The following is a 16,018-nucleotide window of genomic DNA, read 5'->3' on the forward strand; positions in this document are numbered from 1 at the left end:
TTGATTTAGAAATATTTCTTTTTTAACCAAAAAGAAACCTTTACCAACAAAATTAGTGCCGGGACCTCTACCAGAGGACCAATGACACCTGCAAAAGCTTGTCCAGAGTTTAAACCAAAAACTGCTATTGCAACAGCAATTGCCAATTCAAAATTATTACCTGCTGCGGTAAATGCAACAGCTGCCGTTTCATCATATTTGGCTCCTACTCCCTTGGTCACGAAAAAGCCAATAATAAACATTAGACTAAAATAAATAAGTAACGGTATTGCAATAATTACAACGTCCATTGGAATTTCTACGATTAACTCCCCTTTTAAGGAGAACATAATCACAATCGTAAACAATAAAGCAATTAAGGTTAAAGGAGAAATGGTTGGAATAAACTCTTCAGCATACCATTTTTCACCCTTAAGTTTTACTAAAATCAACCGACTCAATATTCCTGCTAGAAAAGGTATTCCCAAATAAATAGCAACACTTTCTGCAATTGTCCCAATTGAAATATCAACAATGGCTCCTTCAAATCCAAAATAAGGAGGCAAAACAGTTATAAATATCCATGCATAAAAACTATATGCAAAAACTTGAAAAATACTATTTAATGCGACCAAGCCTGCACCGTATTCACTGCTTCCATCAGCTAGGTCATTCCAAACCAGCACCATGGCGATACAACGTGCCAACCCGATCAAAATCAATCCCACCATATATTCAGGATAATCTCTTAAAAAGGTAATGGCAAGAATAAACATTAACACAGGTCCTATGATCCAATTCAATAACAAAGAAATTGAAAGAATTTTTGTGTTTTTGAATACTTTGGGAAGTAGAGAATATTTGACTTTTGCCAAAGGCGGATACATCATTAAAATCAATCCAATAGCTATCGGTATATTGGTTGTACCAGAACTGAATGAATTTACAAAGTCCGGAAAAGTTGGTATGAAGTAACCCAGACCCACCCCAATAGCCATTGCTACAAAAATCCATAGCGTTAAATTTCTGTCGAGAAAACTTAGCTTTTTTGATGCCATTATGATTGAATTTTAGAGAAAACGTAGAACATTTCAGTTGCTATTTGCATACTTCTTTCGGCATATTTATTAGTCTGAATCGGGGTATTATCATATGCTTTTGGATCTTCAAAAGTAATGGGTACCCTTGTTTCTGCACCCAAAACAATAGGGCATCCTTCATTGGCTTGAGAACATGTCATCACAGCAGCAAACTTAGACTTAGGATTGAATTCATCATCTAGTTTTTTAGAAAAACCAATAACAGGGTGCTCATTCTCCGAATATTTAATGCTATAAACAGGATTGTTACCCTCGGATAATTTTTTAATCTCAAATCCTACGCTTTTCAAAGTTTCTGCCACCATTGGAAACAAAGCTGTTGCTTCTGTTCCTCCAGAATAACAAAATACATTTTTGATATTAAAATAATAACTAAAGGTTTGAGCCCATACCTGTGACAAGTGACTTCTCCTTGAATTATGCGTACAAATAAAATTGATATTGATCGTTTCTTCTGTTTTAGAATATTCAGAAATATAATCGATTAGCAGCTGAAGCGTTTGCTTTCTCTCAACAGGTATCCTTTCAATATTTAAAGTAGAAACGAAGATATCCAGTTCTTCAAATAATGCCATAATTATGATTAATTTTTAACAACATCCACTATTGGGATTACATGAAGAAGCTTCTTGTAATTCCGAAAGTTTGGCTTTTGGTTTTTGCTGGTCAAATATAGGACTTTCTGTATCGATTTCAACCCCAGATATTCCGCAAACGTCATTCGCTTTACATCTCGTTGCCTCTGAAAACAGATTTATATAAACTCTTTTCTCATCAAATTCTATATGTTTTACCGGCATCACAGCAGTGGCAAAAGTATCATTTCCATATTCCATTTTTAAGTCAGTATCCTTTTTTATAGCTTTAATACTATCGACTCTATTTATAATAGCTAAGATCTTATCTGTTGTCATATAATCTCTCTTGCCCAGTTCAGTTGGACTTTCCCATAACTGAAAATGTGTCTCTTCCCAAAAATTAGTCTTACCTCCACAATCAGTCGTATCAAATTGTACATTTTTTACTTCTGTTAAATGATAATTGGCACCAACTAATTTATCCTTGGTATAAGAAAATAATAATTCTTTATTTTTTTGTTCTTCTAGTACTTTAATAAATTCACTTACTTTCATAATCTTCTATTTTATGTGTTATTATTTTTTATGGTTGCTTCTCAACCTGTTTCTTTACTCCGTTTCTCCATCAGTATATTATCCTTCCAGACACCATGTAACTGACCTATTCTTTCCCTAAAACCAATTTTTCGAAATCCTAGTTTCTCATGCAAACTAATACTCGCAACATTCTCAGGAAATATTCCAGATTGAAGTGTCCAATAGCCCTGCGCTTCACTTTCATCTATCAATCTGCTTAACAAACGCTCTCCTATCCTATTCCCTCTGGCCTCTTCGGCTATATAGACACTAACTTCTACCACACCTCCATATACACATCTTGAAGAAACTGCTGATAATGCTGCCCAGCCTAGAACCTTTTCTCCTTCCCTGGCAACCAATCTGCAAGAATCAACATGATGCTGATTCCAGTAGTCCCATTCAGGAACTTCTTGCTCAAAGGTGGCCATTCCAGTTTCTATCCCTTGTCGATAAATTCCGGATACTGCTGGCCAATCTGCCTTCTTCATTTGTGTTATTTGAATCGTTTTCATTTTCAAATCAGCAACAGTTAATCTTTGAAAAATCTTCTTTAAACAAGCTACTAAACAAGTTCTGAGCTAATAGCCAATTCTCAGTATTGATGCAATACTTTACTTTTGGAGGATCAACTTCACCTATAATAAGTCCAGCATCTTTCAATTCCTTTAAATGTTGTGAAACGGTAGATTGTGCCAAAGGCAATACTTCAAGCAAATCACCTGTAAAACAGCAACTCTGGTTACTCAAATGTTTTAGGATAATAATTCTAGCCGGATGCCCTAATGCTTTTGCAAATTTTGCAAGTAAAGCGGTATCATCAGAATAGTTAAAATCTTTTGCTGATCTTTTCATAATGCTCTCTTATTGTTCATCGCAAATGTACGATGAAACTAATTATAAAAAAAATTATTCTATAACTTATTTAGCAACTTCACCTCGATGAGGCATCAATGCATCACGATATTTAATCATATCTTCCTCTTTAACAGTGATATAGGCGATACAATACAATTCATTGACGGGTTCAATATCCGTCTCAAAAAAGAAAAGTTTATCCTTCACCGCAAACTCTTCGAGGTGAATCACATGGTGTTTGGCTATCTCGAGGGCTTCCGGTCCTCTAAAATCCCAGATCAGTTTAATTTTTCTTTCCATGGTTCTGTTTTACGCAAAGATATTCATTCTGCTTATCAAAATGAATATCTTTTATATTTAGAAAAATGTGCGCTTTAGTCCTTCTTTATCCATGTCAGGATGATGATACCTAATCTTCCCACGAGAAAAGTAAACATCCCTAAAACAGGTGCAAGAAAAGCGACCTTCAATCCGCCGGCCAATACGGCAGGTAAAACTTCTCCAGCAGATTCAATAGCATCAAAAGCACTAATCAAGCCAATGATCTGGCCCAAAAATCCCCATACAATTGCAAACAAGGCAATAGAGCTTATCAAACTCATGGTTTTTTCAACTGAACCTTTTTGCACAAATGCCTTTACAATAAGAATAATTATTAAAATAAGGATAAAAAACAGTGGATACATAAAAAATGGTCCCCCTTCATTCAAACGATCAAATATCATAATGTATAGTTTAAGATTAATTGATTCAAATGTAATAGAAAGATCGAATCGACTTAAAGAATTGCGACGGATGGTTCATAACATGCTTGATTCAACTAAAATAAGTAGTAATTTGCATATTCTTTTATTAAAATGGTAGAATCCTTATCAAATAGTGTCATCCAACCTATTAATTGTACTATTTCAAATAATATATGCAACTTGCAGCCATGAATCTTGCCAAACTAATCAATTCAAAATTCATTTCGATACACCTCTTGTTCTGGATAGGCGTATGGTTTTTCTATGTGTATTTTTTCAGCTACAATTCTACGGATTCTAATTTTGTCACCTGGTTTTCAGCTTTTCTCATCCCTGTGACAATGATCACTACCTATTTTGTGGTGTATTACCTTATTCCCACCTACCTGCTGACCAAGAAATATTTTCTTTTCTCATTATACAGTATCTATACAGTGATCCTTTCAACCTGGCTCATTTTAATGACCATCTTTGCCAGTTTGCTCTTTTTGTCTAATTTAAATGTAGACAAAATGCCTCCAATGAGCAGGAACTACATCTTTGTGCTTATTCTGGTTTATCTAGTGGTACTTCTGGTTAGTTTTGTCAATCTTCTCAGTCATAATTTTGCGACTGAATCAAAGAATAAGGAGTTACAAAACAAAATTCTGGAAACCCAACTGCAGATTAAAGACCAGGAATTGCAGTATCTGAAAAAGCAAATTCATCCTCATTTCTTATTTAATACACTAAATACAATCTATGGTTTTGCGCTAAAGCAATCTAAGAACACGCCAGATATTATTTTAAAGCTTTCCAATTTATTGGATTATATCCTCTATCAAGTGAACAAGCCCAAGGTAAGTTTAAAGGAAGAAATCATGCACTTGCAAGAATATATTGCCTTAGAGCGTATCAGATTCCAGGACACACTAAAGATATCCTTTACCTCAGATGAACTCTTTGAGGAAAAACAAATACCGCCCATGCTCTTAATACCTTTTGTTGAAAATGCATTTAAACACGGTAATTTAATCGATGGGTTTTTACAGGTAAATATTCTTATCGAAGTTGATGATGATGCTCTTCGGTTTGTCATCAAAAATACCGTAAAACAAGATCAAGGTCATGAAACAAAAACCGGAATTGGTCTTGAAAACATAAAGAAAAGATTGGATTTAATCTATCCTAATAACTATAACCTACAAATCAATCTTGTTGAAGATTGGTATATTGTAGAGCTTTATATTGAAAATATAAATAGCTTCTAACATGGCAAAAACCATAAATTGTATCATCGTAGATGACGAGCCGATGGCTCGCGAAATACTCGAAAATCATTTAAAAAGAATTGATTCAATTCATATTGTAGGTTCTTGTAAGAATGCTGTTGAAGCCTTTAATTTATTGAATTCCGAGAATATTGATTTGATTTTTCTGGATATTAATATGCCTGAAATATCTGGGCTGTCCTTTGCCAAGTCAATCAATAAAAAAATTAAAATCATTTTTACCACCGCCTACAGGGAATACGCTTTAGACGGATTTGATCTAAAAGCTGTCGATTATTTACTCAAACCGATTTCTTTTGAAAGATTGTTTCAATCAATCCATAAATTTAAAAATGAGAGTTTATCATTTAGACAAGATGAAGCGCGAGACATCCCTGATGAAAATGCCGATTTTTTCTTTGTAAGATCTGACAGGAAAATGATTAAGATTGATTTTTCAGAACTTGATTATATTGAAAGTTTGGCCGATTATGTCAAGATCCATTCTAATGACAGGGTGATCATAACCCGAGAAACCATATCAAGTATTGAGGCGAAACTTCCGAAAAAAGACTTTCTTCGAGTTCACCGCTCATATATCGTCTCGATAAACAAAATTGAATCCTTCACAAATGAATTTATAGAAATTCACAACAAGGCGATTCCAATTAGCCGGAGTTATAAAAATGATGTTAAACATAGATTAGATAATGTTTAGCTAAAGAATTATCTTTGCCAAAACCAAAATAATTTTGATCGAAAAGAAATTTATTTTTGAGCCCAGCCATAGCGATTCTCTCACAGAGGGCAGTGTCACATGGCAGAGTCCTAGCAATATTGCGCTAGTGAAATATTGGGGAAAAACAGATCCGCAAATTCCTAAGAATGCTTCTATTAGCTTTACTTTATCAAATTGCCATACAACTACTACTTTAATCTATACTCCTAAATCAGCACCTTCTAAGTCATTTGATTTTAATGTGTTTCTCGATGGAATTGAAAAACAAGATTTTGCTCCAAAGATTGAAGAGTTCTTTAAGCGAATCGAGATATACCTTCCGTTTATTACTGATTACACTTTTGAAATTCATACAGAAAATTCATTCCCACATAGTAGTGGTATTGCATCAAGTGCCAGCGGAATGAGCGCCTTATCGCTTTGTCTGATGAGCATTCAAAAAATCGTTGATCCCAATATTTCTGAAAGTGATTTCATAGAAAAAGCCTCCTTTCTTGCCCGATTGGGTTCAGGAAGTGCCGCAAGAAGTATTGAAGGACCCTTGGTTGTTTGGGGAGAACATTCAAATATATTTGGAAGTAGTGACTTGTTTGGTATAAAATACCCTGACGCTATTCATCAGGTTTTTACCACTTTTAATGACACCATTTTACTGGTTGACAAAGGCGTGAAACAAGTGTCTTCGACCATAGGACATAAATTAATGTTGGATCATCCCTTCGCCCAAGCCAGATTTGATCAGGCAAAAGACAATATGAGCAGGCTTATTCCAATTTTGGAAAAGGGAGACCTTGATGCTTTTATTGATATTGTAGAAAAAGAAGCATTATCTCTTCATGCCATGATGATGACATCTGATCCGTATTTTATTTTAATGAAACCGAATACCTTAGAAATTATTGAAAGCATCTGGGCCTTTAGAAAAAGCTCTGGCTGCCATATTTGTTTCACTCTGGATGCAGGAGCTAATGTTCATGTATTATTTCCGGAAAGAGATAAAAAACGTGTTGACGAATTTATTAAAGAAGAACTTGCCGGATATTGCCAGAATAAACAATTCATTAGTGACCACGTTGGATCTGGGGCAAAATCAGTTGCTTCTTAAGGAAATGAAGAAATAATAAATCGTTACACAAGTTTTATAGAATTTATGCGTTTATTATCAAGTACATAGATATAAACTATTTTTCTATTATATTTGTACCCAATTTATATATGGACGCAATGAATGGCCCACTTTTTTACGCTAAGATCCTTTTGTTTGGAGAATACGGCATTATAAAAGACTCAAAAGGTCTGGCGATACCATATAACTCTTATCAAGGAGCTTTAATTATTTCTGACGATACGACAGAAAAAGCTAAAGATTCAAATCGAAAACTAAGTGAATTCTATTTGTATCTCTCACAATTAAAAGATCCTGAAATTCAGCTAAGACTTGACGAACTTAAAGTTGATATAGATCGTAATATGCATTTTGATTCCAGTATTCCTCAAGGATATGGAGTTGGAAGCTCCGGCGCCTTAGTAGCGGCGATTTACGACAAGTATGCTGATGATAAAATTACCGTTCTTGAAAATCTTACAAGAGAAAAATTACTTAAATTAAAATCGACCTTTTCTAAAATGGAATCATTTTTCCATGGGAAGAGTTCAGGCTTAGATCCGTTAAATTCATATTTAAGTCTTCCGATCTTAATTAAATCTAAAAATAATCTTGAAGCTACCGGTATTCCATCTCAAAAGGAAGGAAAAGGAGCTGTTTTTCTTTTGGATTCTGAAATGATAGGTGAAACCCAACCTATGGTCAACATCTTTATGAACAAGATGAAGAATGAAGGATTTAGAAATATGATAGATCGTGACTTTGCAAGACACACTGACAATTGCATTGATGATTTTTTACACGGAAATGTAACATCATTATTTGGAAATGTAAAAAAATTGTCGAAGGTTGTATTGAAACACTTTAAACCGATGATTCCAGATTCTTTTCACCAACTGTGGAAAAACGGAATCGAAACTAATGATTACTATCTGAAGCTTTGTGGTTCAGGTGGAGGTGGTTATATTTTAGGTTTTACTGAAGATTATCAAAAGACCAAAAAACTACTTGAAGACTATAAACTGGAATTAGTTTATAGGTTTTAACCATTCCTAAACTATGGTTGATGTTACTAAAGGGCAGGTTCAAAAACCAAAACCCAAAAAACAGTATTCGCTTTTCTTTAAGTTTTTAAGCTTACTTTCAGTAGTAAGAGGCTATAATATTGCCATAATTGTTTTGGCTCAATACCTTGCCGCTATCTTTATTTTTTCACCTGAAAAGTCTTTGGGGGATGTCATTTTTAATCTTGACTTATATTTTCTGATCCTAGCAACAATTTGCGTCATAGCATCTGGTTATATTATCAACAACTTTTATGACAGCAAAAAAGACCTGATCAATAAGCCCATTAAATCTAAGATCGATAGTATCGTTAGTCAAAAAATCAAACTACGAATCTACTTCTTCTTAAATTTTGTTGGTGTAGTGTTTGGTTTCCTGGTGTCTTGGCGGGCAGCCTTGTTTTTTTCTGTTTATATCTTTTTAATATGGTTGTATTCCCATAAGCTGAAAAAGTATCCTCTTACAGGCTTGTTCTCAGCCTCAATTTTGTCAATTTTACCATTTTTTGCCATTTTTATTTACTACAAGAATTTTTCTGAGATCATTTTTACGCATGCTGCTTTTCTCTTTTTTGTTCTAATGATCAGAGAATTATTAAAAGATCTTGAAAATATTAAAGGAGATATTGTTCAGGATTATAAAACCATACCCGTAACATATGGGGAGCATTTTACGAAGATTCTCATCACCTTGCTTGTGCTGCTCACTATGAATCCGGTATATTTTCTTTGGGAATACCCTGAAATTGGTATGATGAAGTATTATTTCTATCTGGTAGGAATCGTCTTCGTTATATTCCTGGTATTTCTATGGAAAGCAAACACCAAAAGAGATTATGTCATTCTTCATAATACCATTAAGCTCATCATCATTATAGGCGTCCTAAGTCTTATGCTCATCGACACCTCAGTGATTATCAAAAGAATTCTTAAAGTCTAGACTTTTCTAAGAAGCCCACTCTTAATACAAACCCGCAAGACGTAGCCATAATAATAATGGCAATTTGTAAGGCTCTTCTCCACCAACTATCCTTCTTGGTCTTTTTACTTTTTAGTTCCGCTTGTTCCATAATTCAGTTTCATTTACTCAAGTCTGAATAAGTTACGAATTTTTTAATTAAGGTTATTGACGGATAATCAACTACTTATTGAAATGATTTCGTACTTTTGCAAAAAATTTACAAATGACCGCAAAAAACAACTCGTCGAGAGGACGACAGGAGCGAGGATCTGGCAGTACTGAAAAAGGAAGCCAATCAAAATCATCCTATTCAGGATCTTTTAAGGGAAAATCAAAGGATAAAAACTTCAGACCACATCCCGAAAAAGTAAAATCTTTCAAAAAAGGACCATCTAAACTGCCGAAAAAAGCGGAGTCAGATGAGATTCGTTTAAACAAGTACATCTCTAATTCAGGCGTTTGTTCTCGAAGAGAGGCAGACACTTATATAAGTGCCGGAAGTGCTACAGTTAACGGTAAAATAATTACCGAAATGGGTTATAAAGTGAAGCCCACTGACGAAGTTCGATTTGATGATGTGCTTATTACTCCGGAGGCTAAACGATATGTATTGTTAAACAAGCCAAAGAACTATATCACAACGATGGATGATGAAAGAAACAGGAAAACAGTAATGGAACTGATTCACAGGTCTACCAAAGAAAGGATTTATCCTGTTGGAAGGCTGGATAGAGAAACAACTGGTCTTCTATTGTTCACAAACGATGGTGATATGGCTAAAAAGCTTACGCATCCGAAGCATAACGTTAAAAAACTATACCACGTAACACTTGACAAAAAACTCTCAATGGTTGATCTGCATAAGATTGCTGAGAATTTTGTTTTAGATGGTAAAATGGTTTTTGTTGACAAAGTCTCATACATCGAAAACAAACCAAAATTCGAGGTGGGTATTGAAATTCATTCTGGAAGAAATAGAATCGTTCGTAGAATCTTTGAACATTTTGGATACAACGTCATCAAACTTGATCGTGTTATTTTCGCAGGCCTGACCAAAAGAAATCTTGGTCGTGGTGTATGGCGTCATTTAAACGAACAGGAAGTCAATAATTTGAAAATGATCTAATCTTTTTGGATTTAATTATATAAAAAAAGACTGCTTTTCAGCAGTCTTTTTTTATTCATTCTCACGAACAAATATTACTCAACAATTAACCTTTTGGAGCTGGTTCCTAACTCTGAACTAATTCTTAACAAGTAGATCGAAGGGGTTAAGAACGAAGCATCATAATCCTGGTCAGGATAAAAATCTCCCGAAAAACTAGTGATCAATCTACCTGTGTGGTCATAAACCTCTACTTTTTGTACGTTTTTATTTATTCTAAAAGTACTTGTCGCCGGATTCGGATAAATATTCAATCCGCTCAAAGGGTCGTACTCCTGAACTGGTAAAGTAACCTGACTACTTCCATAAACTATGAATTCTCCAGGCTGAAGCGATATCAATTGATTAACGTTTGTTACGTTCAGTTCACCATTGTCATTTAACAAATCATACCAGGTACCTGTTTCTTGAAAAGCAGGATTGATACTTTGGGTTTTAACCCCAAAATTACCTATTACATTCACATACTTTAAGCTGGCTCCATTGTTATCGTTTGTCAGCTGAATTTTTTTTAGACCAGTTGTAGCATCTGCATCAACCGTGAAATCAGCTGTTTGAAAAATATCTTCCTGTAATCTAAGCTTGATCAAATCGGCCCAGGCATCATAAATTGCCTTTCTTTCAGGATCTTCAAAATAATCCCATTTAATAGGCTTATTGGAAACCCTACAGTCTGGATTAATCGTTCCGTTAGGGCAATAGTTAATACTATAGTCATATCCTAATTCTCCAAACTGCCAAATCATTCTAGGACCAGGAACTGTAAAATAGAAGGCTCCTGCAATCTTTTCTCTATCTAAAGCTGTTGATAGGTCTTTTACACTATAACTGCCTTCAGCATTTCCGAATTCAAGATTTTTAACCATGAGTCTTTCCTCATCATGGCTCTCCATATAAGCTACATTAGCTGGAACTGTCCAGTTTCTGTTTTTATAATCGATCCATGAAAAATCAGATTTACCACTTTCGTGATAACCCATTGTGCTTTCATTATAAGGTTCAGTTAATTTGCTCCACATCATAATTCCTTTCCCTTCATTGAGTCTGTATTCAACCCATTGTGTCTCTTCAGCATTGGTGCCTAGATGTTCAAAGATGATATAGAATTCAGAATTTATGGCCCATTGGTAATCTGCATATTCTTTTAATACCGCTACCCTGTCGGCCTGAGCTGCATTGGTACAAGATTCACTACCTGTACAATTTTGTGTAAAGCCTTTGGTAAGGTCCCAACGGAATCCATCAATTCGGTATTCATCAATCCAATATTGAGTGGTTCTTTTTACATAATCTCTTGTGGCTTGTTTGCTGTGATTGAAATCATTAAAAACACTGTAGGAATGGGTGGCGACCTGATTAAAAAACGGGCTGTCTGCACTGGCCTGACCTCCATAACCACCTTCTGAAGTGTTCCACATCCGATAATAAGGATGCTGACCTGTAGCATGATTATAAACTACATCTAGAATTACAGCCATATTACGATTGTGACATTCATCTATAAGCTGCTTAAATGCTTTTGGGGTACCGTAGTATTTATCCAGGGCCATATGAAACGATGGATTGTATCCCCATGATTCATTCCCGTCAAATTCACTTACAGGCATCAATTCAATTGCATTCACACCTAGGTCTTCTAAATAATCTAATCGGGCCTTAAGCGCATCAAAACTATGTAATGCATCAAAATCACGCAATAGTAATTCATAAATCACAAGATCTGTTTTCTCAGGTAATTCATATGTGTTTGTTTGCCAGTTAAAATCATCATCCCCGGTTCTCAGTAAAGTAACTGCATGAGAAGTACTTCCCGTTGGATATTCTGGTAAATTAGGGTAGGTAATGTCTTCAATAAACTGATCGTTTGACTGATCTAAAATTGTAGTTGAATAAGGGTCTGCTATCCTGATTTTTCCATCGACAAAGTATTGAAATTTATGATCAAACTTTGGTGTCAAACCCGTAATTTCAATCCAAAACCTATTTTTAGCACTATCTTTTTTTAATAAATAGGCAGCTTCTTTTTCCCAATTGTTAAAATCTCCTATCACATAGACAAATTCCTTCATAGGAGCGTACAAAACAAGTGTGACCTTGGTATTGTCATTTTGATCTAAGTTGATCCCATCAAGCATCCCTGACGGAACAGGAGCCTCTGTAACTGGAGGTACATCGATAGTACCTACCAATACAACATTATCCTGGGATTTTTTATCTCCATCCCCATTTTTGGCCTTAACCAGAAAACCAATGCTCTCTAAGCCTGTACGGTTATAAAATTCTTTAGGTATAAATGAAATTGAATAGGTTCCGTCGCCATTATTTGTCAATTTTTGTGCCTCATTTGAGCTTGTCCAGATTCCGTTATTCGGGGCGTCCGCTTGAACTCCATTAGCTGTAGACCATGCCCATAAATAAACATCTGAAACGCCCCATACTGCAGGGTTAAAATCAGAAGCTGTTATGGTAATTAATTCATCCTCTTCAAAAGTAGATGGGACAACTGTAAAAGTGACTTCAAGTTGCTGAGAGAATATTGAACTAGAAATTAAAAAAATAAAAAGTAGAAGTTTTTTCATGCTTTATCTTATTAAATTGAAAAAAAGGGCTGTCAAAAACAGCCCTTTTTAATCCTTACAATCATATTTATTTCTTCGTCATAGTGTATGTAGGAACACTAGGGTTGGTAAAGTCGAGCATGATATCATAAGTTCCCGCTACTGAAGGAATATTATTATCATCTACTTGATCCAAAATATTATCCAACTCAAAGTCTCCATAATTATTTCCCCAATCATTATTGGTTCTAAATTTGATCTCTCCGTCTAGAATTGGTACACCATAGGCATGGTAAATTCCTTCATTACAATAGTCTGGAGTAAAAGGGAAATCAGGTGTGGCACCCCAATCGTTATATCCTGAACCAACTACACCCCAAATATCTGTTTTTTCAATAGTGTAAGTAGATGCATTGAAATCAACAACGATCTGATAGTATCCAAGGGTAACTGGGATATCTCCTCCGTTTGCCTGTAAATTACCATCTGCTCCGTCTGAACCTAAATTCACAGCCCAGTCATTATTCTGGCGAATTTTCCATACGCCTTCATTCAATTTCACTACAGCTTTCCAAGTATCAGAACAAGAATCATACATCAATGGTACATCTGGTCCGTCCCATCCATTTGGCGTGGCACTACCCACTAAGCCCCATGAATAAGCTTCTATAGCATAGGTCAATTTGTCCTCATCAAAAGTGATTTTGTAGGTACCGGCAGTCACTGCAATATTATCACCACCTTCTACTAAGTTAACTCCATCACTAGATCCGTAATTTAAGGTCCAGTCGTTGTCTTGTCTGATTTTCCATTCACCATCAACCATATTGATATAGGCCACATTGATACCAGGCTCACTTGTTTTAAAGAACGGTGTATCTGGTCCGTCACCCCAACCATTAGGAGTAGCACTTCCTACGACACCCCAAGTAGTTGTAAGATCAAGTACGCCTGAATAAGCAGTTGCAGTCAAACTAGAAACATCAGAAGCTCTTCTGTATTGCTTTGACATAATGATATCTATCTTAACTTCTAATTGAGTGGCGTCATCTGGTTCTGCCCCTAAATTCAAGAGAATCTTATTTAAATCTTCTGTATTAAATGATTTCTCTAAAGCTGAACCAGCTGAAACAGTTTCTGGGCTTGTAAAATCACCTCCTGAAATGTCAAACAGCACATTATATTCTGCCGCTGCATTATATCCGAAATCCGGTTGGGTCCATGTAACTTTTAAAGCTTCGGCCCCTTCGTTAGCTTCTTCTAAAACAATATTGTCTGATGAGAGGCTTACAGCAGTTGTAAAATCCTCGTTGATCACAACAATATCATCCTTTTCACAACCTACGATCAACGCAGAGAAGGTCAGTAAGAACAATATTTTATTTATATATTTTTTCATGATATATCTGTGTTTTTAAATTAATAACCTGGGTTTTGCGTCAAAGATGGATTTGCAATGATATCAGATGAAGGAATTGGATAAATATCTCTGAATTTTTCAGTAGTTTTTCCTTCCATGATTCCACCTTTCCAAGGCCATACTCCATTTTCAGTGAATTCGTTGAACCTCACTAAGTCAGTTCTTCTATGTCCTTCCCAATGCAATTCTCTTGATCTTTCAGAAAGAATAAAATCTAAAGTCAAATCTGTTGCATCGATATTTCCAGCTGTATTTCCAAAAGCTCTTTCTCTAACCATATTTACATAATTAGCAGCTTCACTGGCACTTCCTCCTCCACCTCTTAAAAAGGCTTCAGCATACATTAAATAAACATCTGCCAATCGAAACATTGGAAAATCTACATCTACAAAATCTCCAGCACCGTCTGATCCTTGGTTTCCGTTAACATCTACATTTCTGAATTTTTCTACAGCATAACCGTTTGAGAAATTAAATGGGTCTTCAATTTCAAGAGTTTGATCTTCTGTAAAGAAGTTTGCTCTTGTATCTCCAACGGGAGTTATTGAATATGTTGAATTTGCAGTGTTCAAAGAGATAAAATAACCTCCATCTTCTGCAATGGCAATATTATCACCTCCTGGTTCTAGGCTTCCATCAGCACCAGTATCACCAAGGTTAACACCCCAGTCATTATCAAATCTAAACTTCATTTCACCAGCTACCAATTGAGCAAAAATACCAAATTGGTCAGTTCCTGATTCATACATGATCATATCTGGTCCGTCCCAACTATTAACAGTTGAACTTCCAACAAGGCCCCATTTTGAAGCTGGCCCAATGGCAGCATTTAAAGCATCAAGATCTATTCCTGAATCAAATTGGAATACGAGATTCTTAGTGGTTCTGATACCACCCCAACCTCCGTTGACGCCAAATTCAGCAGCATTCATTTTTCCTCCAATAGCCGCATGCGTTAAGAAAGTTGTTCCACCATATCCAGTTGTATTTAAACCATCGAAACGAATTGGGAAAATGATTTCATTTTCTGATCCGTTGATATCATTGTCTGCAAGGAACAAGTCTGTATAGTTATCTGTTAATGAATAACCTGAATTGATAACCTTATTGATGTATTCCATTGCATCTGCTGATCCGTCAACACCAGTATATACTTGAGAATTCAAATACAACTTCGCCAACAACATCCATGCAGCACCTTGATCAGCTCTTCCATAATCGTTTTGACGTGCACCCAATAAGGTAGGTTCAATCGCCTTTAATTCTGCAACAATCCATTCAAAAACAACCTCTCTTTTGGCTTGTTCCGGGAAAAAGTTTCCAACAGGATCCTCTTCAGTTACAAAAGGAATATCTCCATAAAAATCAATAGCATGCCAATAACTTAGTGCTCTCAAAAATCTGGCTTCAGCCTTAAATATTTGAATTTCGGCTTTTAGCGTGCTCTCTACTCCTCTACTATCAAGTTTCTCATCAGTAGTTTCTCTTAAATATTGATTCGCAATACCAATTTGAAAGTAAATTCTATCATACATGGCTCTGACAAATTCATTACCTGAAGTCCAAACATGGTTATGAAGGTCATGGATCGTTCCATCATTCCAAGCGATTATAGCCTCATCCGTATTCAACTCCTGGTGTTTCCAAAATTGACGTGTGTAATTTGAGAAACCTTCATCAATTCCTTGAATATCAGGTCTACCTGCCGGTCCTTCTTGTCCACTTACCGCAAGACCTGCATATACTCTTGCAAGAAATTCAGTGTAAGCTTCAGGATCTTCAAAGGCCTGGCTTTCGGTTAGTTCAGTTACAGGTTGTTTGTCTAATGCATCTTCACAGGAAACAAATCCCATCGCAAGCATTAAAGCGACAATACCTACTTTAAATTTTAAGTTTTTAAATATTTTCATCATCAATGC

At 35.6% G+C, this 16,018-nt stretch carries 17 protein-coding genes; 6 read left to right on the forward strand and 11 right to left on the reverse strand.

The window, feature by feature from the left end:
- Positions 1-5 precede the first annotated feature (5 nt).
- The 7 genes from arsB to QWY87_RS00605 form a co-directional block, all read right to left on the reverse strand.
- Positions 6-1,037 carry an ACR3 family arsenite efflux transporter gene (gene arsB, locus QWY87_RS00575; RefSeq protein ID WP_290287327.1) on the reverse strand — a complete coding sequence of 344 codons (1,032 nt, stop codon included), beginning with the start codon at positions 1,035-1,037 and terminating at the stop codon, positions 6-8.
- Positions 1,037-1,654 (reverse strand): arsenate-mycothiol transferase ArsC, encoded by a 618-nt coding sequence (locus QWY87_RS00580; RefSeq protein ID WP_290287328.1) that lies wholly within the window; start codon positions 1,652-1,654, stop codon positions 1,037-1,039. Before QWY87_RS00580 ends, arsB begins: the two co-directional genes overlap by 1 nt.
- A 15-nt stretch (positions 1,655-1,669) precedes the next feature.
- Complete coding sequence (locus tag QWY87_RS00585; protein ID WP_290287330.1) at positions 1,670-2,212, reverse strand: DUF6428 family protein; 543 nt, start codon at positions 2,210-2,212, stop codon at positions 1,670-1,672.
- 41 nt (positions 2,213-2,253) lie between these two features.
- A complete protein-coding gene (locus QWY87_RS00590) occupies positions 2,254-2,724 on the reverse strand; it encodes a GNAT family N-acetyltransferase (RefSeq protein WP_290287332.1) in 471 nt (156 codons plus the stop codon).
- Positions 2,725-2,755: 31 nt separating this feature from the next.
- A complete protein-coding gene (locus tag QWY87_RS00595; RefSeq protein ID WP_290287334.1) occupies positions 2,756-3,088 on the reverse strand; it encodes an ArsR/SmtB family transcription factor in 333 nt (110 codons plus the stop codon).
- A gap of 66 nt (positions 3,089-3,154) precedes the next feature.
- A complete protein-coding gene (locus QWY87_RS00600) occupies positions 3,155-3,391 on the reverse strand; it encodes a hypothetical protein (RefSeq protein ID WP_290287336.1) in 237 nt (78 codons plus the stop codon).
- 74 nt (positions 3,392-3,465) lie between these two features.
- Entirely contained in the window at positions 3,466-3,816 is a 351-nt protein-coding gene (locus QWY87_RS00605; RefSeq protein ID WP_290287338.1) for a MotA/TolQ/ExbB proton channel family protein, read from the reverse strand.
- Between the two features lie 194 nt (positions 3,817-4,010).
- Here QWY87_RS00605 and QWY87_RS00610 point away from each other — a divergent pair, with 194 nt between their 5' ends.
- The 5 genes from QWY87_RS00610 (at position 4,011) to QWY87_RS00630 (ending at position 8,935) form a co-directional block, all read left to right on the forward strand.
- Positions 4,011-5,087, forward strand: a complete 1,077-nt coding sequence (locus QWY87_RS00610; RefSeq protein ID WP_290287340.1) for a sensor histidine kinase — start codon at positions 4,011-4,013, stop codon at positions 5,085-5,087.
- 1 nt (position 5,088) lies between these two features.
- Positions 5,089-5,805 (forward strand): LytR/AlgR family response regulator transcription factor, encoded by a 717-nt coding sequence (locus QWY87_RS00615; RefSeq protein ID WP_290287343.1) that lies wholly within the window; start codon positions 5,089-5,091, stop codon positions 5,803-5,805.
- Positions 5,806-5,839: 34 nt separating this feature from the next.
- Positions 5,840-6,931 carry a diphosphomevalonate decarboxylase gene (locus QWY87_RS00620; RefSeq protein WP_290287346.1) on the forward strand — a complete coding sequence of 364 codons (1,092 nt, stop codon included), beginning with the start codon at positions 5,840-5,842 and terminating at the stop codon, positions 6,929-6,931.
- 119 nt (positions 6,932-7,050) lie between these two features.
- Entirely contained in the window at positions 7,051-7,977 is a 927-nt protein-coding gene (locus QWY87_RS00625) for a mevalonate kinase family protein (protein WP_290287348.1), read from the forward strand.
- A 13-nt stretch (positions 7,978-7,990) separates the two neighbouring features.
- Entirely contained in the window at positions 7,991-8,935 is a 945-nt protein-coding gene (locus QWY87_RS00630) for a geranylgeranylglycerol-phosphate geranylgeranyltransferase (RefSeq protein WP_290287350.1), read from the forward strand.
- On the opposite strand, the gene QWY87_RS00635 is transcribed toward QWY87_RS00630, so the two are convergent.
- A complete protein-coding gene (locus QWY87_RS00635) occupies positions 8,925-9,065 on the reverse strand; it encodes a hypothetical protein (RefSeq protein ID WP_290287353.1) in 141 nt (46 codons plus the stop codon). The two genes, QWY87_RS00630 and QWY87_RS00635, sit on opposite strands and share 11 nt — an antisense overlap.
- A gap of 114 nt (positions 9,066-9,179) precedes the next feature.
- Here QWY87_RS00635 and QWY87_RS00640 point away from each other — a divergent pair, with 114 nt between their 5' ends.
- On the forward strand, positions 9,180-10,082 hold the full coding sequence (locus tag QWY87_RS00640) for a pseudouridine synthase (RefSeq protein ID WP_290287355.1): 903 nt from the start codon (positions 9,180-9,182) through the stop codon (positions 10,080-10,082).
- Positions 10,083-10,156: 74 nt separating this feature from the next.
- Here QWY87_RS00640 and QWY87_RS00645 read toward each other — a convergent pair whose 3' ends face one another.
- The 3 genes from QWY87_RS00645 to QWY87_RS00655 all read right to left on the reverse strand — a co-directional run bounded on the left by QWY87_RS00645 (position 10,157) and on the right by QWY87_RS00655 (position 16,009).
- Complete coding sequence (locus QWY87_RS00645; RefSeq protein WP_290287357.1) at positions 10,157-12,700, reverse strand: alpha-amylase family glycosyl hydrolase; 2,544 nt, start codon at positions 12,698-12,700, stop codon at positions 10,157-10,159.
- 67 nt (positions 12,701-12,767) lie between these two features.
- Positions 12,768-14,078 (reverse strand): SusE domain-containing protein, encoded by a 1,311-nt coding sequence (locus tag QWY87_RS00650; RefSeq protein WP_290287359.1) that lies wholly within the window; start codon positions 14,076-14,078, stop codon positions 12,768-12,770.
- Between the two features lie 20 nt (positions 14,079-14,098).
- Complete coding sequence (locus QWY87_RS00655) at positions 14,099-16,009, reverse strand: RagB/SusD family nutrient uptake outer membrane protein (RefSeq protein ID WP_290287361.1); 1,911 nt, start codon at positions 16,007-16,009, stop codon at positions 14,099-14,101.
- Positions 16,010-16,018 lie beyond the last annotated feature (9 nt).

The sequence above is a fragment of the Lutimonas halocynthiae genome (assembly GCF_030409835.1).
In the GTDB taxonomy this organism is placed as follows: Bacteria; Bacteroidota; Bacteroidia; order Flavobacteriales; family Flavobacteriaceae; genus Lutimonas; species Lutimonas halocynthiae.

Bases quoted from the DNA above. Each gene is read 5' to 3' on its own strand.
- QWY87_RS00640 (WP_290287355.1), top strand. From the start codon at position 9,180: ATGACCGCAAAAAACAACTCGTCGAGAGGACGACAGGAGCGAGGATCT.
- QWY87_RS00615 (WP_290287343.1), top strand. From the start codon at position 5,089: ATGGCAAAAACCATAAATTGTATCATCGTAGATGACGAGCCGATGGCT.
- QWY87_RS00625 (WP_290287348.1), top strand. From the start codon at position 7,051: ATGAATGGCCCACTTTTTTACGCTAAGATCCTTTTGTTTGGAGAATAC.
- QWY87_RS00635 (WP_290287353.1), bottom strand. From the start codon at position 9,065: ATGGAACAAGCGGAACTAAAAAGTAAAAAGACCAAGAAGGATAGTTGG.
- QWY87_RS00595 (WP_290287334.1), bottom strand. From the start codon at position 3,088: ATGAAAAGATCAGCAAAAGATTTTAACTATTCTGATGATACCGCTTTA.
- QWY87_RS00600 (WP_290287336.1), bottom strand. From the start codon at position 3,391: ATGGAAAGAAAAATTAAACTGATCTGGGATTTTAGAGGACCGGAAGCC.
- QWY87_RS00610 (WP_290287340.1), top strand. From the start codon at position 4,011: ATGCAACTTGCAGCCATGAATCTTGCCAAACTAATCAATTCAAAATTC.
- QWY87_RS00585 (WP_290287330.1), bottom strand. From the start codon at position 2,212: ATGAAAGTAAGTGAATTTATTAAAGTACTAGAAGAACAAAAAAATAAA.
- QWY87_RS00655 (WP_290287361.1), bottom strand. From the start codon at position 16,009: ATGAAAATATTTAAAAACTTAAAATTTAAAGTAGGTATTGTCGCTTTA.
- QWY87_RS00650 (WP_290287359.1), bottom strand. From the start codon at position 14,078: ATGAAAAAATATATAAATAAAATATTGTTCTTACTGACCTTCTCTGCG.
- QWY87_RS00590 (WP_290287332.1), bottom strand. From the start codon at position 2,724: ATGAAGAAGGCAGATTGGCCAGCAGTATCCGGAATTTATCGACAAGGG.
- QWY87_RS00645 (WP_290287357.1), bottom strand. From the start codon at position 12,700: ATGAAAAAACTTCTACTTTTTATTTTTTTAATTTCTAGTTCAATATTC.
- arsB (WP_290287327.1), bottom strand. From the start codon at position 1,037: ATGGCATCAAAAAAGCTAAGTTTTCTCGACAGAAATTTAACGCTATGG.
- QWY87_RS00580 (WP_290287328.1), bottom strand. From the start codon at position 1,654: ATGGCATTATTTGAAGAACTGGATATCTTCGTTTCTACTTTAAATATT.
- QWY87_RS00630 (WP_290287350.1), top strand. From the start codon at position 7,991: ATGGTTGATGTTACTAAAGGGCAGGTTCAAAAACCAAAACCCAAAAAA.
- QWY87_RS00605 (WP_290287338.1), bottom strand. From the start codon at position 3,816: ATGATATTTGATCGTTTGAATGAAGGGGGACCATTTTTTATGTATCCA.